This is a genomic window from Pseudomonas sp. BNK-44-b (assembly GCF_047456245.1).
Classification (GTDB): domain Bacteria; phylum Pseudomonadota; class Gammaproteobacteria; order Pseudomonadales; family Pseudomonadaceae; genus Aquipseudomonas; species Aquipseudomonas machongensis.
Map to the genome: position 1 here is coordinate 4,692,793 of NZ_CP179908.1, position 20,323 is coordinate 4,713,115.

15 protein-coding genes are annotated in these 20,323 nt (G+C 63.3%); 3 read left to right on the plus strand and 12 right to left on the minus strand.

What is annotated here, in order from left to right; all coding sequences use genetic code 11:
- Positions 1 to 6: 6 nt before the first annotated feature.
- The 3 genes from hldE to ACMGGG_RS21405 form a co-directional block, all read right to left on the minus strand.
- Positions 7 to 1,428, minus strand: a complete 1,422-nt coding sequence (hldE, locus tag ACMGGG_RS21395; RefSeq protein WP_414154390.1) for a bifunctional D-glycero-beta-D-manno-heptose-7-phosphate kinase/D-glycero-beta-D-manno-heptose 1-phosphate adenylyltransferase HldE — start codon at positions 1,426 to 1,428, stop codon at positions 7 to 9.
- A 129-nt stretch (positions 1,429 to 1,557) separates the two neighbouring features.
- The gene (gene msbA / locus ACMGGG_RS21400; protein WP_054893200.1) at positions 1,558 to 3,366 is read right to left on the minus strand and encodes a lipid A export permease/ATP-binding protein MsbA; all 1,809 of its coding nucleotides are present in this window, start codon (positions 3,364 to 3,366) and stop codon (positions 1,558 to 1,560) included.
- Between the two features lie 15 nt (positions 3,367 to 3,381).
- Positions 3,382 to 4,557, minus strand: coding sequence for an O-antigen ligase family protein (locus tag ACMGGG_RS21405; RefSeq protein ID WP_414154391.1), 1,176 nt, complete (start codon positions 4,555 to 4,557; stop codon positions 3,382 to 3,384).
- Positions 4,558 to 4,657: 100 nt separating this feature from the next.
- Here ACMGGG_RS21405 and ACMGGG_RS21410 point away from each other — a divergent pair, with 100 nt between their 5' ends.
- A complete protein-coding gene (locus ACMGGG_RS21410; protein WP_063546459.1) occupies positions 4,658 to 5,263 on the plus strand; it encodes a hypothetical protein in 606 nt (201 codons plus the stop codon).
- Positions 5,264 to 5,266: 3 nt separating this feature from the next.
- Here ACMGGG_RS21410 and ACMGGG_RS21415 read toward each other — a convergent pair whose 3' ends face one another.
- The 9 genes from ACMGGG_RS21415 to putP all read right to left on the minus strand — a co-directional run bounded on the left by ACMGGG_RS21415 (position 5,267) and on the right by putP (position 15,989).
- A complete protein-coding gene (locus ACMGGG_RS21415) occupies positions 5,267 to 6,358 on the minus strand; it encodes a glycosyltransferase (protein WP_414154392.1) in 1,092 nt (363 codons plus the stop codon).
- A 48-nt stretch (positions 6,359 to 6,406) separates the two neighbouring features.
- On the minus strand, positions 6,407 to 7,180 hold the full coding sequence (locus ACMGGG_RS21420) for a glycosyltransferase family 2 protein (protein WP_112899318.1): 774 nt from the start codon (positions 7,178 to 7,180) through the stop codon (positions 6,407 to 6,409).
- 58 nt (positions 7,181 to 7,238) lie between these two features.
- Positions 7,239 to 8,195: a glycosyltransferase gene (locus ACMGGG_RS21425; protein WP_323453085.1), complete on the minus strand. Its 957-nt coding sequence runs from the start codon at positions 8,193 to 8,195 to the stop codon at positions 7,239 to 7,241.
- 46 nt (positions 8,196 to 8,241) lie between these two features.
- Positions 8,242 to 9,645, minus strand: a complete 1,404-nt coding sequence (locus ACMGGG_RS21430; RefSeq protein WP_414154393.1) for a PIG-L deacetylase family protein — start codon at positions 9,643 to 9,645, stop codon at positions 8,242 to 8,244.
- The gene (locus tag ACMGGG_RS21435) at positions 9,642 to 10,538 is read right to left on the minus strand and encodes an antimicrobial resistance protein Mig-14 (RefSeq protein ID WP_054893143.1); all 897 of its coding nucleotides are present in this window, start codon (positions 10,536 to 10,538) and stop codon (positions 9,642 to 9,644) included. Before ACMGGG_RS21435 ends, ACMGGG_RS21430 begins: the two co-directional genes overlap by 4 nt.
- Positions 10,538 to 11,668 (minus strand): glycosyltransferase, encoded by a 1,131-nt coding sequence (locus ACMGGG_RS21440; protein ID WP_063546469.1) that lies wholly within the window; start codon positions 11,666 to 11,668, stop codon positions 10,538 to 10,540. The genes ACMGGG_RS21435 and ACMGGG_RS21440 overlap by 1 nt, the downstream gene beginning before the upstream one ends.
- Entirely contained in the window at positions 11,652 to 13,409 is a 1,758-nt protein-coding gene (locus ACMGGG_RS21445; protein WP_054893141.1) for a carbamoyltransferase, read from the minus strand. Before ACMGGG_RS21445 ends, ACMGGG_RS21440 begins: the two co-directional genes overlap by 17 nt.
- A gap of 116 nt (positions 13,410 to 13,525) precedes the next feature.
- The gene (locus tag ACMGGG_RS21450) at positions 13,526 to 14,362 is read right to left on the minus strand and encodes a 23S rRNA (adenine(2030)-N(6))-methyltransferase RlmJ (protein WP_414154394.1); all 837 of its coding nucleotides are present in this window, start codon (positions 14,360 to 14,362) and stop codon (positions 13,526 to 13,528) included.
- A gap of 148 nt (positions 14,363 to 14,510) precedes the next feature.
- Positions 14,511 to 15,989 (minus strand): sodium/proline symporter PutP, encoded by a 1,479-nt coding sequence (gene putP, locus ACMGGG_RS21455; RefSeq protein ID WP_414154395.1) that lies wholly within the window; start codon positions 15,987 to 15,989, stop codon positions 14,511 to 14,513.
- 74 nt (positions 15,990 to 16,063) lie between these two features.
- Here putP and ACMGGG_RS21460 point away from each other — a divergent pair, with 74 nt between their 5' ends.
- Complete coding sequence (locus ACMGGG_RS21460) at positions 16,064 to 16,252, plus strand: hypothetical protein (RefSeq protein ID WP_153774234.1); 189 nt, start codon at positions 16,064 to 16,066, stop codon at positions 16,250 to 16,252.
- Positions 16,253 to 16,346: 94 nt separating this feature from the next.
- A complete protein-coding gene (gene putA / locus ACMGGG_RS21465; RefSeq protein WP_414154396.1) occupies positions 16,347 to 20,297 on the plus strand; it encodes a trifunctional transcriptional regulator/proline dehydrogenase/L-glutamate gamma-semialdehyde dehydrogenase in 3,951 nt (1,316 codons plus the stop codon).
- Positions 20,298 to 20,323: the final 26 nt, after the last annotated feature.

Consider the following 20,323-nt stretch of genomic DNA (forward strand, 5'->3'; position numbering starts at 1 on the left):
ACCTGCTTAGTTCTTGCGGATCTTCTCGACGATCGCGGTGGTCGAGCTGTTCTCGACCAAACCCAGCACTTTCACCGTACCGCCATAGGCCTTGACGATATCCGCCCCGACCACCTGGTCGATCCCGTAATCGCCGCCTTTGACCAGCACATCCGGCTTGACCTGGCGCAGCAGGTTTTCAGGTGTTCCCTCAGGGAAACTGATGACCCAGTCCACCGCCCCCAGGCCGGCGAGCACCGCCATGCGGCGATCGACGCTGTTGATCGGACGCCCAGGCCCCTTGAGACGGCTGACCGAAGCATCGTCGTTGATCGCAACGATGAGGCGATCCCCTTGGGAACGGGCCTGCTCCAGATACGTCACATGCCCGGCATGGAGAATGTCGAAGCAACCGTTGGTGAAGACGATCTTCTCGTTGTGCGCACGCGCGTCGTCGATAGCCAGCAACAACTGCTCGAGCCCCAGCACACCGCGCTCGGAGCCTTCTTCGCGCTGGATCGCCCGGCGCAACTCCGGGGCGCTGATGGCCGCCGTACCCAGCTTGCCGACGACGATGCCCGCAGCCAGGTTGGCCAGGGCCACCGCATGCGGGAGGTCCTCGCCTGCGGCAATGGCAGCCGCCAGCGTCGAGATGACGGTATCGCCAGCACCGGTGACGTCGAACACCTCGCGGGCGCGGGCCGGCAGGTGCAAGGCCGGATGGCCGGTGCGCAGCAGGGTCATGCCATGCTCCCCACGGGTCACCAGCAACGCGCCGAGGTCAAGATCTTCGAGCAATTGCAAACCCTTGGCGACCAGCTCGGCTTCATCGGCGCAACGCCCGACGATGGTCTCGAACTCGCTGAGGTTGGGGGTGATCAGGCTGGCACCGCGATAGATGGAAAAATCCTTGCCCTTGGGGTCGGCCAGTACCGGGATGCCCTTGCTGCGAGCAGCCTGGATCAGCGACTGGTGGTTCTTCAGCGCGCCCTTGCCGTAATCCGACAGCACCAGCACCTTGACGCCTTCGAGCAGCGCATCGACCTCAGCCCCCAGCGACAGCGGATCGGTGGCGAAGGGCTCTTCGAAATCGATGCGCAGCAATTGCTGGTGGCGGCTCATGACCCGCAGCTTGACGATGGTGGGCTGGTGCGCAATGCGCTGGAACACCGAGCGCACACCAGCGGCCTGCAGGCTGTTGGCCAGGCTGTCGGCCGCTTCGTCCTGGCCGGTGACGCCCACCAGCGAAGCCGGGGCGCCAAGTGCCGCGATATTCAAGGCAACGTTGGCCGCACCGCCGGGCCGATCCTCGATCTGGTCGACCTTGACCACCGGTACCGGCGCTTCCGGCGAGATACGCGATGTACCGCCATGCCAGTAGCGGTCGAGCATCACATCGCCGACCACCAGTACCGGGGCTTGATCGAAACGCGGCATGGACAACTTCATGGGCAACCCATATGGAAAAATGAACAGGGGCAGGATATTAGCACACGGCAGCCGGCGGCTTTAACGCCAACTGCGGCGGGGACAATTCCAGTGACAATCGGGGCGCACACGCCCCGATTCATGAGGGTTTCAGGTGATATCGGCCTTGTCCGGCTCATCGAGCCCCATGGCGTGCAGGCGGGCATAATGGCCATTAGCCTCAAGCAGTTCGGCATGGGTACCACGCTCGACCAGGCGCCCCTGATCCATGACCAGGATCAGGTCGGCCTTCTCGATGGTCGACAGACGGTGCGCGATCACCAGGGTGGTGCGCCCTTCCATCACATGGTCGAGCGCCGCCTGAATATGACGCTCGGACTCGGTATCCAGTGCCGAGGTCGCCTCGTCGAGGATCAGCAAGGGAGCGTTCTTCAACAGCGCCCGGGCGATTGCCAGGCGCTGGCGCTGGCCACCGGACAGCAGCACACCATTCTCGCCGACCTCGGTGTCGAAGCCCTTGGGCAGTTGGTCGACGAACTCCTTGGCGTAAGCGTCGGCCGCGGCAGCCTCGATGGCCTCGCGCGGCGCACCGGCCAGGTCGCCATAGGCGATATTGTTGGCCACGGTGTCGTTGAACAGGGTGACATGCTGGGTCACCTGGGCCACATGCCGGCGCAGGTTACGTAGGCGATAATCCTCGATTTCCACACCATCGAGCAGGATCTCGCCCTTGTTGTGGTGGTAGAAACGCGGGATCAGCGCCGCCAGCGTCGACTTGCCGCTGCCAGAACGCCCCACCAGGGCGATCATCTGCCCGGGCTCGGCGACGAAGCTGATGTCGGTCAGCACCTGACGCTCGGTGCCTGGATAGGTGAAGCTCAGGTTGCGCACCTCCAGACGGCCCTCGACACGCTCCTTCTCCACGGTACCGCCGTCCACCTCGGGCTTCTCGTCGAGCTGCTCGAAGATGCTCTCGGCGCCGGCCAGGCCCTTCTGAATGGTCGAGCTGACCTCCGAAAGCTGGCGAATCGGCTTGGGCAACAAGCCAGCCGCCGTGATGTAGGCGACCAGGTCGCCAGCCGAGGCATCACCACGCAGGAACAGCACCAGGAACATCAGCGCGGCCATGGCGCTGTAGATCACCAGTTGCAGGGCCGGGGTGTAGAGGGCGCCGGTCTTGTTCATGCGCAGCTGCTTGTCGGTGTTGCTCTGGCTGGCATTTCGGAATCGACGCTCTTCGTAGGCTTCGCCGCCGAAGCTGCGCACCACACGGTAGCCCTGGATGGTTTCGGAGGCCACGTGGGTGACGTCACCCATGGCCACCTGGATCTTCTTGCTCTGCTTGCGGAATTTCTTGCTGGCAGTACTCACCATCACTGCAATGACCGGCAGGATGGCAACCATCACCAGGGTGAGCTTCCAGTTCATCCACATCAGGTAGATGAACAGGAACACCACGGTCAGGCCTTCACGGATCACCACCTTGATCGCGTCGGTGGCGGCACCGGTGACCATGGTGACGTTGAAGGTGATGCGCGAGATCAGGTGCCCGGAGTTATGGCTGTCGAAGTAGCGGTTGGGCAGCACCAACAACTTGTTGAACAGCTCCAGGCGCAGGTCGTGGACCAGGCAGAGGGAGACCTTGGCCAGATAGTAGTTACCGAGGAACGACCCGAGCCCTTGCCAGGCAGCGATCAGGATGATCAGCAACGGCACCGCCTGCAGCAATTGCAGGTCGCGCAGGTAGGGGACGTCGGGGAACAACACCGCTTGCGGATTGCTCAGGCCATCGACGAAGTACTTGAGGATCCCCGCCAGCATCGGCTGGGTCGAGGCAAAGATCACGAAACCGATAATGCTCAGCAGGAAAATGCCGATGTAGGGTTTCACATAGCCCAGCAGCCTGAAATAGATCTTCAGGCTTGTGGGGTTGTCCGCCGGTCGCGGTGTTTCGGCCATCATCGAGCTCGCTGTTCAGGTTGAACCGGAAATTTTACCACAGGCTTTTCGCTCGGCATGCACCCACGGCAACATCATCGCCAGACCGACCGGCAACCAGCTGATGAACCACTCCGCGCGGGGGGTACCGGTGAGGCTTGCGGCATCGAGTTGCATGGCCACGGTTGAAAACACCCAAACTGCCAGCGCCAGCTTGCCCAACATCGTCTCGCGGGCACGCAGGATCTCGCGCAGCGCGAACAGCCATACTGCTATCCACAACAGCATACCGGGCAGCCCCAGTTCGACGGCAACGTGAGTGAGCATATTGTGGGTATGGTCGAACTGGATCCCCAGTGCCTCCACGCGGTAGAACGCACCAAGCCCCAGGCCGGTCCATGGGTGCTGTTCGATCATCTGCACGGAGGACTGGAATATTTCAGGCCTGTAGGAGGAACCCCGCTGCATGATCAGGTCCTGGAACAGGAATACCGCAACAACTGTGATCAGCAGCGACGACACGAAGATCAGCTTGCTGAGCCGATCACGCATCCAGAATGGCGCCAACAGCACAGTGAGCAGCAAGGCCACGCCCGCCCCGCGGCTCTGGCAAAAGGCAATGAAGGCACCCAGACAGGCAAGGGCCAGCAGCCAACCCGACTGCACGAGGCGATTGCGCGGGCAGTCGTAGAGCATCGCTACGGCCATGACACCGACGACGTAGGCACCCAGGATCGGATGGCTGATTTCACCGATTCCCTCAAGACGAGAAACCAGTACGTTACCGGCCACATGATAGAAGCGGTAGATCGAAATCAGTGCAGCAATCGCCATCAAGATGCCACCGATGCGCAACAACATACGCACACGGCAGGCGCCAAGCTGCGCCAGCAACGGGAAAGCCATAAGGAACAGCAGGATATAGACCAGACGCTTACCCTCGCGCCCGCCCTCTTCGGTGGATGACCACACCAAGCTCAACGCTCCCCAGACCAACAAAAGTGCGATCGCCGACCAGAGCGCCGGCTGACGGCGCCACCCGCTCACTAAAAGATGTCGGGCGGACCAGGCGAATACCAGGGTCGGTAGCCAGAGGAACAGGATAAGGCCTTGCTGATAGAGCTTGTTGCTCGGTGCCATGGCGATCGCCGCCAGGAACCAGACGAAACCGAATCCGAGCCAGGCCTGAGCCCAGCGTTTTTCATACAGCATTCCTTCCCCCGATCAGTCCAATGACACCGTCATGGTGCAACCGCATTATTTTCGGCATTATTGCCAGTCATTTTGCTTGCAGAAGACAAGGCACCCATCCATGCAATGCTCCCGACTCTCCCAGCCCGACTTCGATCAGCTGACACTCGGCGCCAGGGTTCTGGAGGCCGACAGTTACGGCGCCAAAGTCTACCTGCTCGAGGATGGCAATATCCTCAAGGTTTTTCGTCGTAAACGTCTGATTTCATCTGCGCTGCTGCGCCCCTACTCCCAGCGGTTCATCGACAACGCAGCGCGCCTGGTGCAACTGGGCATCCCTACTCTGGAAGTGATCAGCCATCACAAACTGGATCTGCCGGGGCGCACCGCAGTGCTCTATCGCCCGCTGCCGGGTGAAACCCTGCTGCAGCGTTCGCGCCTGCCGGGGTTCAGCTGGAATGACTACCTGCCTGCACTGATCGCACTGATCCGACACCTTCATCGTTCAGGGATCTACTTCCGCTCATTGCACCTGGGCAACGTCGTGGTTACCCCCGAGCAACAGCTGGGCCTCATTGATGTCGCCGACATGCGCTTTCTGCGCCCTCCGCTGTCGGCACGCATGGTTCGACGCAACGTGCAGCATCTGGCGAACTACATCGAGCGGGAGCGACTGGGCGATCACTTCCCGCTCACCGAACTGAAGTCAGCGCTGCTGGAGCGCTGAACATCAGCCCCGCAACAAAGCCCGCGAGCCCTGGCTGAATGCCTGCCAGGCCTGCTCCGGGTCCAACGCATCACGCTGCCTGGCAGCCGTCTCCTTTGCGCTGAGTGTGTTGCACTCCCCGATCGCACGCGCCCAGGCGGCCTGGTCTCCTACCGGCAGGTAGCGCCCGGCCTGTCCCAATTGCTCGCGAAACACCGGCAGGTCGCTGCATAGCACCGGCACATCGGCCAGCACGGCTTCCTGCAGTACCATCCCCAACCCCTCCGAGCGCGAAGGCACCAACAGCCAGTCGAAGGCACGGTAGAGTTGCGACAAATCGGGACGGTAACCACATAGCTGCACACTATCGCCCAGACCGAGCGACTGGATGCGGGCGTTGAGGCGCGCTCGCAGCTCGCCGTCGCCGAGGATCACCATGCGGGCGTCCGGTTGCTGCCGGTGCACCTGAGCAAAGGCCTCGATCAGCATCTCGAAACCTTTGCTCTCCACCAGCCGACCGACCGCGCCGAATACAGGCCCTGGACGCTGAACAATGGCAAGCAACCGCCTGGCGTGGTCACGCTCGAAGAGCGCCGCGCCGAATACCTGGGGATCCAGTGCGACACGCAGGCTATCGACCGATCGACCAAGGGCCTGCTCCAGCGCCTGGGCAAGGGTGCGGGAAACCGCAGCAATGCTCAGGCGGTGCGCCTCGACCGCGCGCAGCAAGCGAATGTCGCTGCCGCGCATGCGGGTCGAGCCATGAAAGAGCACGGTCACTCGTGTCTCAGGGAAATGTCGCATCAACGGCAGCACAAGGCGCGCAACACCCATGCCGTCGAGCAGCAAGACGTCGGGTCGGGTCTGCTGCAGTGCCTTGTACAAGCGGTGCCGCAGCACAGGTGTCAACCAGCGCCAGAAGCTGCGGCCTTTGAGCGTGCGAGGCGGCATGTGCCACTCTCGGATCGCGCCCTCGCCGCAGCACAGGCCATCGCCCAGCAGCAGCCAATTGGTGATCTCGGCCCCTTCTGCTACATGGCACAGCATCTGACGGTGCACCTTGTGAACTGACATGTACGGGGCACCTCCCGACCACATCACATTGACAACATTCATCGGCATAGCTCCCTCATACCCGACAGGCCAACCGCCAGGTCAACCGATTCAATGAGCAAGAAAGCCGATTCCAATACCGACCAATGTTCCTGCAACGAGCGTGGCAACCAGCTTGATCCGGTCACGCTGGCGACGCTTGACCTTGCGCTGGACTTCCTCGGGCAAGGTCACATGGCTACCGAAACCAGTATGCAGCACCGCATCGCCCTCGAGCGTGACGGCGGTCAGGCCCAGCTCGGCATAACGGCGCGACAGCGCCTTCTCTCCAGAATAGGCAGCAAATGGTGCACAAGTCTGGTAATCGCTCAGCCGACGCAATCCTGGATTCAGAGAGAAAGCCTGCCAATCGGCTTTTTCTGAAAGCAAGGGGTAGCAGGGCACATTGGCGATAACCTGACGGTCTCCCAGGCGGATGTACGGGCTGTGGATCGCCAGGTCGTGAGCATGGCTGCGCAGCCATACCTGCAGGATCTGCGGGCTGGCCTCGAGGATCAGCCGGGAGTCCTCGACAAAGTGCTGGCGATAGAAGCTCCAGTCATCCTCGCAATGGAAGATGTAGGGCGTCTTGACGTGGCTGTAGGCCAGGTCGATCGACGCCAGTTGCCCCAGCTTGGGCCGGTTGACGAACACCTTGCAGTGGGCCTTCCAATGCTCGGGGACGGCAGCGTGAACCGCATCGTCTCCCGAGTCTTCGGTGATGAACACCTCACGGATCGACGCGGTGTTGTAGCGGTCGAAGCTTTCCAGCGTTGTCTTGAGCAGGTCGAAACGCCCGCAGCTGGTTACCACCAGCGTGATGTCACTGTTTTCCGAGAAGCGCACTGGGCTCCCTCCGCCTTGGGGCCATTTCCAATCCGTCCGATGGACAGGTTGATGTGGTTCAAAGCCCCAGTTTCAGACGCAGACGCTGCCACGCACTGAGCGGCGCTCGTGGTCTGAGGGGGGGCATCATGTGGTCGACGATGCTACGCCCGACCTGGGCAAAACTAAAGCCAGAAACCGCCAGTTCGCGGCCATTGGCGGCGATGCGTTCGGCGAGTGCCGGATCGGCGCGTAATGTCCGCAACTTCTCCTGCAGCACCGGGATGCTGTCGTACAGCACCACGTTGTGCATGTCCTCGAGACCCAGCGCACGGTTTTCCGCCTCGCCCTGGTCGTAGGCCAGCAGCACGCAGCCACAGGCCATGGCCTCGAAGTTCTTGATCATGTACTCGCCCATGCCAACGTCGGCGCTGACGAAGAAGCGGATACGGTTGAGCGTGTTGCAGTAGTCTTCACCGGACTTGGTACGAGTCACGACCAGGTTTTCCACCTGCCCCAGTTCATCGAGCAACGCCTTGCGGCCGCTATAGGCGACGCTCTTGGTGCTGCCGACAAAGGCCAGTTCGATATCACGCTCACGCCCCTGGTCGGTCAGCAATTGCTCGTCATAGCCCTTGGGCACGAACACCGCATCGAAACCTTCCTGGCGCAGGCGCTCGCTGACCATGTAGCCAGAGCTGATCACTCGCGCCCAAGGCAGTTTGCGGTAGTGCGCGCTGAACTTGCCGGTGTATTTGCAGGGAATGTAGTTCTGGTAGGCGTCGTGCTCGAGTATCACCAGATTAGGGATCGTGCGAATGAAGCCGACCTGGCGGATCTCCTGCTTGAAGCGCAGGAAAAAGACGATACGGTCATAGCGCTCGACGTCCACTTCACGCTTGAAGTAGCGCCGCAGGTTGCGCTGGTCGTCGCTCGACAACCAGCGCAAGTCGCACTCGCAGTTGGCCGCAACGCCGTCGTACAGGCGATCGAGGATGGCCCGTTGTTCCTTCTGCACCAGAAATAGGACTTTCATTGCATTCCTTGGGGGCGTGACGCCATCGCGGTCAATCATCGGGCACTCACTGCTCGCGGCGCCAGAACAGTTCATGTCGACGCACCGCCTTGCGGAAGAATTCGTTCTCCCCGTAAGGCGACGGTCGACGCCCGGCCAGCCAGCGCTGCAACAGACGCCGCAGGCGACGCTTGAACGGCGCCGGAGGCTGCAGGTCGTGCATCATGCCCAGCGCCATGGCCTTGTCGCGCTGGGTCGGCACGTCCAGCACCAGGCTGCAGGGCGCCCAGGGCTGGCCAGCTTCGAGTTGTGGCGGCAGGGCAATGCCATCACCGCTGTCACCCATGGGCCAGCGGTCGTTGTCGTGCAGGTGGTTGGCGTAGCACAACAAGGTCTGCGGCTGCCAGTCCAACCCCTGCAGGGCTTCGAGCACAGCCGCTTGGGCACAGAGATGATCCGGGTGTGGATCGAGCTGCGGGTGCGGCATGACCAGAATCTCTGGGCGGGCCATCTGCAGCAGCACACGCAAGTCGGCCAGCAGGTTGTTCCAGGTCGGCGCACCATCGGCATCGCCCGGCAGTGGAAACGGATTGAAACGACGGAACGGCCGGATATCGGTCATCTCCGCCTCACGCGAGGCCGCAGGCTGATCGGGCGCAGCCTGCATGGCAGGCAATTGCAGACAGAAATAGCCCAACTGCACGCAACGGGCCTCCGGCACCCCGGCCCAACGTGGCACGGCAATACTGTCCCAGGCGCGCAGGCGCCCTTTGAGCTGCGCCGCCTCGGCCTTGGCCAGACCCATCTGTTGGTAGTGCTCGGCCTCGATCTCGCCAGCGGTCAGTGTGACCACCCAGGCCTCGTCGGCCTGGCTGTAGAGCCCATAAGCCGCCAGCTCTGCATCGTCAGCATGGGGCGCGATCACCATGACCCGACGGCGGCGCAACTCCACAGCCGGGGTTATCCACAGGCGCGGCTCGCCCAGCAGTCGGCAGTGGCGCCCGAGCAGGCGCAGTCGCCCATCGCGCAGTGCCGCGCCAAGGCCGGTCAGGTTGAGAAAACGCACACCATCGACGCCGCGCTCGAAGGTCTGGCTGTCACGCATGGCGTCCGCGACCAGCTCGACCCGAGGATCGAGAAAGCGACCAAGCCACCCAGACTTCACACGAACCTCGAGGATCAGCGTGTCATCATCGCTGAACGATGCAGCGCTCTTCAGCACGCCGTCTTGAATGCCGACGGCCTCGACACGGCTGTGCTCGCCGAAGTCGAAGGCATAATCTTCGCCGGGCGCGTAGAACAGATGGTCGGCGAACCAGGCTTCGTGGGCGGCCCAGACCAGCGGCAGCAGCAACAGTGGCAGCCACCACCAGCTCAGCGCGCCCAATGCGATCAGCAGCAACAACCCGATCACCAGCCCGAGGCGCTTGTTACGCCGGTGGCGCTTGAGCAATTGCTGCTTGCGACTCATGCCTGGTACACCGGGACCGGGTTGCACCAACGGTCCTTGTATTCACGGTCGGCACGGCCGAATGAGAAACGCAGGGCCTTGCCACGGGCGTTGGCGTCTTCCCAGGCGGCCTGGGTATTGAGGAAGCTCAGCACGCTGCCGGGGCTGAACGCCTTGGTCTCAGGGTCAACACCACCGTTGACGTACTCGACGCTGATCCATTCAGGCGACTCGACCCGGTAAATCAGCTGGATGGCAATCGGCTTGTCCTCGAGAAACAGCACCGAGCCGATCAGCAGCTCGCGCAAGCGCTCGACCACCTCATCCATACGCGCGGCGCCGGTCGCAGGGAAGCTCCAGCGGCGCTGGAACAGGTCGCAGTACATCGCGGCGATCTCGGCACCACTGAAGTCGGTGATCGGACGCACCACGCCACCGGCCTCCTCCAGCAGGCGCAGTTCGCGGCGCTGGTTGTAGCGAAACTTCTTCGACAGATCTTCATGCGGGCGCGCCATGGCCAATTGCTCGGCCTGGGGTTTCAAGCCCTCGAAGCGCCCGTGATTGAGCTCCGACAGGTAGCGCCCGGCGTGGCGCAAGGGCGCAGCAGCATCAACCGCTGCAGGCAGGATGAGCTCGGCATTGCCCAGGTCGAACAGCCCCTTCTTGCCATGACGCTTGAGAACATCCTTGGACAACGCCAGGTGACGCCCCCAGGTAGGGACTGCCGCCACGAGCTCGCCGCCTTGGCGCCAGCCCAGGTAGCGCACCGGAATCTGTGCAAGTTCGGCCAGTTGCTCGACCACCAACGGATGAGTGGCGACACTGCCGCCGAAACGCTGCCAGGTGTGCGCATACTCGTTCGCATCGATAACGGCCCAGCCGCGTTCTCGCCAGGCCTTCAGATGATTGAGCATCAGCTGCGAGCCTCCAGTGCACGCACCTGTGGTAATTGCCAGAACGCCTGGCGCACGGCTGCGTCGGAAAATCGCTCGCGCAGACGCCGCAGCATCAGTTGCGCGCATTCGCGACGCTGATCGACGCTCAGCCCGGCCATGTGCTTCAGCCCCTGCGCCAGTTGCCCGGCGTCGCCCAGCGGGAACAGCACACCTACCCCTTCGACTACCTCGCGCGCACCGCCACAGGCCGTGGCCAACAACGGCACGCCAGCGACCATCGCCTCCAGCAGGACCATGCCGAAGGGTTCGTGGTCAGAGCTCAGGGCAAACACATCGAACGCCTGGAAATAGCGGCGGGCATCCGGCACCTGGCCAAGAAAGTCGACACGGTCGGCAATCCCCAGTTCGGCTGCCTGGGCCTTGAGCGTGTCTTCCAGCCGCCCCTTGCCCAGCACCACCAGACGCGCATTGGCCGGCAGGCCAGGCAACGCCTCGGCGAAACCGCGCAGCAGGGTCGCCTGGTCCTTGTCCGGGTGCAGACGGCCGACGTTGCCGACGATCCACGCCTGTGCATCGAGCCCCAGAGCACGCCGCGCCTCGTCGCGCGGCACGAGACTGGCCTGCAGCGCCTCGACGTCGATACGGTTGTACAGCGTCTGGATGCGTTCGTGCGGCCATTGCGCCAGACAGCGGCGCATGTCGTCACGCACCGCGTCGGACACACCCAGCAGGCTCAAGCGTTTGCGAAACAGGTTGGCGAACAGACGTCGCCCCTTGCGCTGGTAATCGCCGAAGGCATGATGCACGCCGATCACCGGCAAGCCGGTACCCAGCAGCGCGACGTAGATCGGCTTGAAGCGGTGGGCGATGCAGAAGCTGAAACGGCGCTCGGCCGCGATCTTGCGCAGCGCGCGGATCGCGCCCAGCTTCAGGCCGCGTACGGCCTTGGAGCTGAACTCGAGAAACAGCACTTCGTCGGATGCACAGCCTGCAGCCACCTGCGCGTTGGCCTTGCCGGTAAGGAAAACCGTGGTGACCTTGTAGCCACGCCCCTCGAACAGGCTGGCGTACTGACGGGCGCAGTCGAGGAACGGCCCGTCGTAGCCATGGCAGAACTGCAGGACACGCAGGTCAGAGCGGCTGGTCATACGCGGCCGCGCCGTCCTTGACCACCAGGATGTCTTCCATGATCAGGTATTGCAGATCCGAACCGTAGAACATGTTCAGCGCGTCGGTAGGCGAGCAGATCATCGGCTCGCCACGGCGATTGAGCGAAGTGTTCAGCGACACGCCGTTGCCGGTCAGCTCCTCGAGCGCCTTCATCATGTCGTAGTAGCGCGGGTTGTACTCACGCTTGAGCACCTGGGCACGCGAGGTGCCATCCTCGTGCACCACTTCCGGCACACGGGTCTTCCACTCTTCGGCCACTTCGAAAGTGAAGGTCATGAACGGCGCGGGATGGTCGATCTTGATCATCTGCGGTGCAACGGTGTCGAGCATCGACGGGCAGAATGGTCTCCAGCGCTCGCGGAACTTGATCTGCTCGTTGATACGATCGGCGACGTTCGGCACGCTCGGGCAGCCGATGATCGAACGACCACCCAGTGCACGCGGGCCGAACTCCATGCGGCCCTGGAACCAGGCCACCGGATTGCCGTCGACCATGATCTTGGCGATGCGCTGCGGCATGTCGTTGAGCTTGCGCCACTTCGGCGCATTCGGATGGCGGGCACAGGCAGCGATAACGTCCTCGTTGGAGTACGCAGGGCCGAGGTAGACGTGCTCCATCTTCTCGACCGGCACGCCACGGGCGTGGGACACGTAGGCCGCTGCACCGACCGCGGTACCGGCGTCGCCGGAGGCCGGCTGGACGAACAGCTCCTTGAGGTCGGGGCGGGCGATGATCTTCTGGTTCAGCTTGACGTTCAGCGCACAGCCACCGGCGAAGGCCAGCTTGCCGGTCTCTTTGAGGATGTCGCCCAGGTAATGGTCGATCATCTGCAAGGCGAGCTTTTCGAACAGCGCCTGCATGCTGGCCGCGTAATGGATGTACGGCTCGTCGGCGATATCGCCTTCGCGCTTGGGGCCCAGCCATTCGATCAGCTTGGGTGAGAAGTAGAAGCCCTTGCCCTTCTCTTTATAGCGACGCAGGCCGATAACGTTGGCGTACTCGGTGTTGATCACCAGTTCGCCGTTCTCGAAGCTGGCCAGACGGGAGAAATCGTACTTGCTGGCGTCGCCATACGGGGCCATGCCCATGACCTTGAACTCGCCATCGAGCATCTCGAAGCCCAGGAACTCGGTGATCGCGCCGTACAGGCCGCCCAGCGAATCCGGGTCGAAGAACTCCTTGATCTTGTGGATCTTGCCGTTTTCGCCGTAGCCGAAGAAGGTGGTGGCGTACTCGCCCTTGCCGTCGATACCCAGGATCGCGGTCTTTTCCTTGAAGCCCGAGCAGTGATAAGCGCTGGAGGCGTGGGCCAGGTGGTGCTCGACCGGTTCGATCTTGACCTTTTTCGGGTCGAAGCCCAGTTGCTCCAGGCACCAGACGATCTTCTTGCGGTAGCGCTTGTAGCGACGGTTGCCCATCAGGATCGCATCGAGGGCGCGGTCCGGGGCGTACCAGTAGCGCTTGGCGTAGTGCCAGCGGGCCTTGCCGAACAGGCTGATGGGGGCGAACGGAATGGCCACCACATCAACGTCGGACGGTTTGATACCGGCCTGCTCCAGGCAGAACTTCGCCGATTCGTAGGGCATGCGGTTCTTCGCATGCTTGTCACGCACGAAGCGCTCTTCTTCTGCAGCGGCAACCAGCTTGCCGTCGATGTACAAGGCCGCGGAAGGGTCATGGCTAAGGGCGCCGGACAGGCCAAGAATCGTCAATGCCAAGGGACTAGCCTCTTCATTCGGTAGAGATGCGCCAGCGGCCTCGTGGGCGGCTGGCGGCTAAAGGGCGGGATTATAACGCAAAGATCAGGGACACACTGCCCCTTGTGGGAGCGGGGTTATTCGGCGATCAGCCAGTCCATGCGGAAGCTGCCCGCCGTCTGTGCCAGCTCCCTGGCCAGCCAGGGCAGCAGCTCCTTGAGCTCCTCCTCCAGCCCCCATGGCGGGTTGGCGATGGCGAGGCCCGAGCCGTTCAGCCCCTGCGGGCTGTCCTGGTGATGCACATAGAGTTCGACGCGCAGCAGCTTGGGCGCGCCGGTGCTGGTCAGGTCCTGGTAGAAACGGGTCAGCGAGCGCTGGTCCTTGATCGGATACCAGATGGCCGCGACGGTCTGGCGCATGCGACCGATCGCCTCCTTCATCGCCACGGTGCAGCGCTTGAGTTCGTCGGCCTGCTCGAAGGGCGGGTCGATCAGCATGATCGCGCGCTTTTCCTGCACCGGCAGCAGCCCGCGCGGCACATGCCAGCCCTCGCCCAGGTGCACGGTGACCCGCGGATCCTTCTTCATGTTTTCCTTGAGCAAAGGCCCGTCTTCGGGGTGTTTCTCGTTGAGCAGTGCGCGATCCTGCTGGCGCATCAGGCGCCGTGCCAACTCCGGCGAGCCGGGGTAGTAGCGCAACTCGCCATCGGCGTTGAGGCGCTTGATGATGCGCAGGTAGTCAGCGGTGGCAGCCGGCAGGTCTTCACGGTTCCACAGGCGGGCAACGCCTTCGAGATATTCACCTGTACGCGTGGCCTGGTCGCCTTGCAGGTCGTACAGACCCAGGCCGGCGTGGGTGTCGATATAGGCGAACGGCTGTTCCTTGCGCGACATCAAGGCGATGAGGCGGGTCAGCACGATGTGCTTGAGGACGTCGGCATGATTGCCGGCGTGGAAGGCGTGACGATAGTTCATGGCAACTCCTGCGGGGGCGGCAAGTTTACCTTGCCTTGCGGGCGGAGTCAGGCCTGGCCGTCGATCGGCACGAGGGCCATTCGCGGGCAGGCCCGCCCCCACAGGAGCGGGCCCGCCCGCGAAGCAGCCGTCGCCGGATCAGCAGGTGTTACTTGTCTGCGTGATATGCAGCATCAGCCGTTTCAAACCGCGAAACCATGCTGCCGCTCGGACGCCCCAGCTTGCTCACCACGATGATGGCGATGGTGGCGAACAGGAAGCCCGGGATGATTTCGTACAGGCCAAGCCCGACGTAGTTCTTCCACAGGATCACGGTCAGTGCACCCACCACGATCCCCGCCAGGGCACCGTTGCGGGTCATGCCCTTCCACAATACCGACAGCAGCACCACCGGCCCGAACGCAGCACCGAAGCCCGCCCATGCGTAAGCCACCAGGCCCAGCACACGGTTGTCAGGGTTCGCCGCCAGGGCGATGGCGATCAATGCCACGGCCAGCACCATCATTCGACCGACCCAGACCAGCTCGGTCTGCGAAGCACCCTTGCGCAGGAAAGCCTTGTAGAAGTCCTCGGTCAGTGCACTCGAGCACACCAGCAACTGGCAGCTCAGGGTGCTCATGACTGCCGCCAGGATGGCCGACAGCAGCACACCGGCGACCCACGGATTGAACAGGATCTTCGCCAGCTCGATGAACACACGCTCGTGGTTCTCGGTGACCGGGCCGGCCAGATCAGGGTTGGCCGAGAAGTAGGCGATGCCGAAGAAGCCCACGGCGCAAGTGCCGGCCAGGCACAGGATCATCCAGGTCATGGAGATGCGGCGTGCGTTGGCGATCGACTTCACCGAGTCGGCTGCCATGAAACGCGCCAGAATGTGCGGCTGACCGAAGTAGCCCAGGCCCCAACCCATCAGCGAGATGATGCCGATGAAGGTAGCGCCGCGGAACATGTCGAAGTTCGCCGCGTTCTGCGCTTCGATCGCCAGCATCGTGGTGTCGAAGCCGCCGGTGGAGATCAGCACGATGATCGGGGTGAGGATCAACGCGAAGATCATCAGCGACGCCTGCACGGTGTCGGTCCAGCTCACCGCCAGGAAACCACCGACGAAGGTGTAGGCGATGGTCGCCGCAGCACCTGCCCACAGCGCCGTCTCGTAGGACATGCCGAAGGTGCTTTCGAACAGACGCGCGCCGGCAACGATGCCCGAGGCGCAGTAGATGGTGAAGAACACCAGGATCACGATGGCCGAGATCACCCGCAGCAGGCAGCTGTTGTCTTCGAAACGGCTGGCGAAGTAGTCGGGCAGCGTCAGCGCATCGCCGTTGTGCTCGGTCTGCACCCGCAGACGGCCGGCGACGAACAGCCAGTTCAGGTAGGCACCGACAGTCAGGCCGATGGCGATCCAGGCCTCCGACAGGCCCGACATGTAGATGGCGCCCGGCAGGCCCATCAGCAGCCAGCCGCTCATGTCGGAAGCGCCAGCAGAAAGCGCGGTGACCACGCTGCCGAGGCTGCGACCGCCGAGGATGTAGTCGGAGAGGTTCTTGGTGGAGCGATAAGCCGCGAAGCCGATCAGCACCATTGCCGCGATATAGATCACAAAGGTGATCGTGATTGGATTGCCCATGGTTGTGCCCTGGCGTTGTTGTTATCTCTTGCACCCGACCTTCGTGAGACGGTTGCACCCAGGCGGCGAATCCTATGCAACAACATGAATCGGGTGCAACCATTTTTCATTTGCAAGTTGCACCTGGAAATGTCTTTTCAGTTAAAACCCCTTTTTTGCTCCTTTTTGAAGCAAAAGCGACGCTTTTAATAAGCAAAGGCAGCAAAAACGACCCTTTCCGCTGTTTAGCGTCTTGCGCCAGACGAGTTGCACCTTTTTCATGAAAAATTCGGGTTGCACCCGGTTGCACCCGAGAGGTGCCTGGCGCTAATCTTGCCGCCAGCTTAGCCACGCCCGTGGCAATAACGAGGATAAGAAATGGCGACGACCACCCTTGGGGTCAAACTCGACGACCCGACCCGTGAGCGACTCAAAGCGGCTGCGCAGTCCATCGACCGCACCCCGCACTGGTTGATCAAGCAAGCGATCTTCAATTACCTGGAGAAGCTCGAGGGTGGTGCAACCCTGAACGAAATCAACGGCCACGCCGCACAGCTCGGTGACGACGCCGGCGAACTTCCGGCCGACCACGCCCACCAGTGCTTCCTCGAATTCGCCGAAAGCATTCTGCCGCAGTCCGTGCTGCGCGCAGCGATCACCGCAGCCTACCGTCGCCCCGAGCAGGAAGTGGTGCCGATGCTGCTGGAGCAGGCACGCCTGCCGGCCCCGCTGGCCGAAGCGACCAACAAGATGGCCGCAGGCCTGGCCGACAAGCTGCGCAACCAGAAGAGCGCCAGCGGCCGCGCCGGCATCGTCCAGGGCCTGCTGCAGGAGTTCTCGCTGTCGTCCCAGGAAGGCGTGGCGTTGATGTGCCTGGCCGAAGCCCTGCTGCGCATCCCCGACAAAGGTACCCGCGACGCGCTGATCCGCGACAAGATCAGCACGGGCAACTGGCAGCCACACCTGGGCAACAGCCCATCGCTGTTCGTCAATGCCGCCACCTGGGGCCTGCTGCTGACTGGCAAGCTCGTCTCCACCCACAACGAATCCGGCCTGACCTCCTCGCTCACCCGCATCATCGGCAAGAGTGGCGAGCCGATGATCCGCAAGGGTGTCGACATGGCCATGCGCCTGATGGGCGAGCAATTCGTCACCGGCGAGACCATCGCCGAAGCCCTGGCCAACGCCAGCCGCTTCGAATCCAAGGGCTTCCGCTACAGCTACGACATGCTCGGCGAAGCCGCGCTGACCGAGCACGACGCCCAGAAGTACCTGGCCTCCTACGAGCAGGCGATCCACTCGATCGGCAAGGCATCGCACGGGCGCGGCATCTATGAAGGCCCGGGCATCTCGATCAAGCTCTCGGCGCTGCACCCGCGCTACAGCCGCGCGCAATACGAGCGCGTGATGGAAGAACTGTACCCGCGCCTGCTGTCGCTGACCCAACTGGCCAAGCACTACGACATCGGCCTGAACATCGACGCGGAGGAAGCCGACCGCCTGGAGCTGTCGCTGGACCTGCTCGAACGCCTGTGCTTCGAGCCGTCACTGGCGGGCTGGAACGGTATCGGTTTCGTCATCCAGGCCTACCAGAAGCGCTGCCCGTACGTGATCGACTCGGTCATCGACCTGGCCAAGCGCAGCCGTCACCGCCTGATGATCCGCCTGGTCAAGGGCGCCTACTGGGACAGCGAGATCAAGCGCGCCCAGGTCGAAGGCCTGGAGGGGTACCCGGTCTACACCCGCAAGGTCTATACCGACGTGTCCTACATCGCCTGCGCCCGCAAGCTGTTGTCGGTGCCGGAAGCCATCTACCCGCAGTTCGCCACACACAACGCCCACACCTTGTCGGCCATCTACCATATTGCCGGCCAGAACTATTATCCAGGCCAGTACGAGTTCCAGTGCCTGCACGGCATGGGCGAGCCCTTGTACGAGCAGGTCGTCGGCAAGATCGCCGATGGCAAGCTGAACCGTCCGTGCCGCGTCTATGCGCCGGTCGGCACCCACGAAACCCTGCTGGCCTACCTGGTGCGCCGCTTGCTGGAAAACGGCGCCAACACCTCGTTCGTCAACCGTATCGCCGATCACTCGATCTCCATCCAGGAACTGGTCGCCGACCCGGTCGCGAGCATCGAGCGCATGGCCACCCAGGAAGGCAGCATCGGCCTGCCGCATCCGCGCATTCCGCTGCCGCGCGACCTCTATGGCAGCGAGCGCGCCAACTCGGCCGGCATCGACATGGCCAACGAACACCGCCTGGCGTCGCTGTCCTGCGCCATGCTGGCAACCGCACACAACGACTGGAAGGCTGCCCCGCTGCTGGCCTGCGCCACCAGCCAGGAAGCCGCTGCGCCAGTGCTCAACCCAGCCGATCACCGCGATGTGGTGGGCCATGTGCAAGAGGCGAGCGTCACCGACGTCGACAACGCCATCCAGTGTGCCCTCAATGCCGCGCCAATCTGGCAAGCCACCCCGCCGGCCGAGCGCGCCGCGATCCTGGAGCGCACCGCCGACCTGATGGAAGCCGAGATCCAGCCGCTGATGGGCCTGCTCATCCGCGAGGCTGGCAAGACCTTCGCCAACGCCATCGCCGAAGTGCGCGAAGCCGTGGACTTCCTGCGCTACTACGCAGTGCAGGCGCGCAACGACTTCAGCAACGACGCCTGCCGCCCGCTCGGCCCGGTCGTGTGCATCAGCCCATGGAACTTCCCTCTGGCGATCTTCACCGGCCAGGTGGCCGCCGCACTGGCCGCCGGTAACCCGGTGCTGGCCAAGCCGGCCGAACAGACCCCGCTGGTCGCGGCCCAGGCCGTGCGCCTGTTGCTCGAAGCCGGTATCCCTGAAGGCGTGCTGCAACTGCTGCCGGGGCGCGGCGAAACCGTCGGCGCCGGCCTGGTCGGCGACGAGCGGGTCAAGGGCGTGATGTTCACCGGCTCCACCGAAGTCGCGCGCCTGCTGCAACGCAACGTCGCCGGTCGCCTGGATGCCCAGGGTCGTCCGATCCCGCTGATCGCCGAAACCGGCGGGCAGAACGCGATGATCGTCGACTCTTCGGCGCTGACCGAACAGGTGGTGATCGATGTAGTGTCGTCGGCCTTCGACAGCGCCGGCCAGCGCTGCTCGGCGCTGCGCGTGCTGTGCCTGCAGGAAGATTCCGCCGACCGCGTGATCGAGATGCTCAAGGGCGCCATGGCGCAGAACCGCATGGGCAACCCCGAGCGCCTGTCGGTGGACATCGGCCCGGTGATCGACGCAGAAGCCAAGGCTGGTATCGAGAAGCACATCCAGGCCATGCGTGAGAAAGGTCGCAGCGTCTACCAGGTGGCCATCGCCGAATCCGAGGAGTGCAAGCGCGGCACCTTCGTCATGCCTACCCTGATCGAGCTGGAAAGCTTCGACGAACTCAAGCGCGAGATCTTCGGCCCGGTGCTGCACGTGGTGCGCTACAACCGCAAGCACCTCGACCAGCTGATCGCGCAGATCAACGCCTCCGGCTACGGCCTGACGCTGGGCGTGCACACCCGCATCGACGAGACCATCGCCAAGGTGGTGGACAACGTCAACGCCGGCAACATGTACGTCAACCGCAACATCGTCGGTGCCGTGGTCGGCGTGCAGCCATTCGGTGGTGAGGGGCTGTCCGGCACCGGCCCGAAAGCCGGTGGCCCGCTGTACCTGTACCGCCTGCTGTCGACCCGTCCGGCTGACGCCATCACCCGCCACTTCCAGCGCGCCGACGGTGAGACCAAGGCCGACACCACCCTGCGCGACCAACTGCTCAAGCCGCTGCAGGTGCTCAAGGCCTGGGCTTCGAGCAACCAGCCCGAGCTGGTGGAACTGTGCGAGCAGTTCGCCGAACAGTCGCAAAGTGGCATCACCCGTGTCCTGCCTGGCCCGACCGGCGAGCGCAACACCTACACCGTATTGCCTCGCGAGCATGTGCTGTGCCTGGCCGACAACGAGGCTGACCTGCTCGCGCAGTTCGCCGCGGTGCTGGCAGTGGGCAGCTCGGCGGTGTGGGCCGACGGCGAGCCGGCCAAGGGCCTGCGCGGACGCCTGCCGAAAGACCTGCAAGGCAAGATCAAGCTGGTGGCCGACTGGAGCAAGGATGAAGTGGCGTTCGACGCGGTCATCCACCACGGCGACTCCGACCAGTTGCGTGCGGTGTGCCAGCAGGTCGCCAAGCGTGCCGGTGCCATCGTGGGTGTGCATGGGCTGTCCAGCGGTGATCAGCAGATCGCGCTGGAGCGGTTGGTGATCGAGCGTGCGGTGAGCGTGAATACCGCGGCTGCGGGGGGTAACGCCAGCCTGATGACCATCGGCTGACCGTACTGACGCCATCGCGGGCAAGC

What these genes read in the sequence shown, in the direction of transcription:
- putP (WP_414154395.1), bottom strand. Translation starts at nt 15,989, where the DNA reads ATGGGCAATCCAATCACGATCACCTTTGTGATCTATATCGCGGCAATG.
- ACMGGG_RS21435 (WP_054893143.1), bottom strand. Translation starts at nt 10,538, where the DNA reads ATGCTCAATCATCTGAAGGCCTGGCGAGAACGCGGCTGGGCCGTTATC.
- ACMGGG_RS21440 (WP_063546469.1), bottom strand. Translation starts at nt 11,668, where the DNA reads ATGACCAGCCGCTCTGACCTGCGTGTCCTGCAGTTCTGCCATGGCTAC.
- ACMGGG_RS21430 (WP_414154393.1), bottom strand. Translation starts at nt 9,645, where the DNA reads ATGAGTCGCAAGCAGCAATTGCTCAAGCGCCACCGGCGTAACAAGCGC.
- putA (WP_414154396.1), top strand. Translation starts at nt 16,347, where the DNA reads ATGGCGACGACCACCCTTGGGGTCAAACTCGACGACCCGACCCGTGAG.
- msbA (WP_054893200.1), bottom strand. Translation starts at nt 3,366, where the DNA reads ATGGCCGAAACACCGCGACCGGCGGACAACCCCACAAGCCTGAAGATC.
- ACMGGG_RS21425 (WP_323453085.1), bottom strand. Translation starts at nt 8,195, where the DNA reads ATGAAAGTCCTATTTCTGGTGCAGAAGGAACAACGGGCCATCCTCGAT.
- ACMGGG_RS21460 (WP_153774234.1), top strand. Translation starts at nt 16,064, where the DNA reads ATGCAACAACATGAATCGGGTGCAACCATTTTTCATTTGCAAGTTGCA.
- ACMGGG_RS21410 (WP_063546459.1), top strand. Translation starts at nt 4,658, where the DNA reads ATGCAATGCTCCCGACTCTCCCAGCCCGACTTCGATCAGCTGACACTC.
- ACMGGG_RS21450 (WP_414154394.1), bottom strand. Translation starts at nt 14,362, where the DNA reads ATGAACTATCGTCACGCCTTCCACGCCGGCAATCATGCCGACGTCCTC.
- hldE (WP_414154390.1), bottom strand. Translation starts at nt 1,428, where the DNA reads ATGAAGTTGTCCATGCCGCGTTTCGATCAAGCCCCGGTACTGGTGGTC.
- ACMGGG_RS21405 (WP_414154391.1), bottom strand. Translation starts at nt 4,557, where the DNA reads ATGCTGTATGAAAAACGCTGGGCTCAGGCCTGGCTCGGATTCGGTTTC.
- ACMGGG_RS21415 (WP_414154392.1), bottom strand. Translation starts at nt 6,358, where the DNA reads ATGAATGTTGTCAATGTGATGTGGTCGGGAGGTGCCCCGTACATGTCA.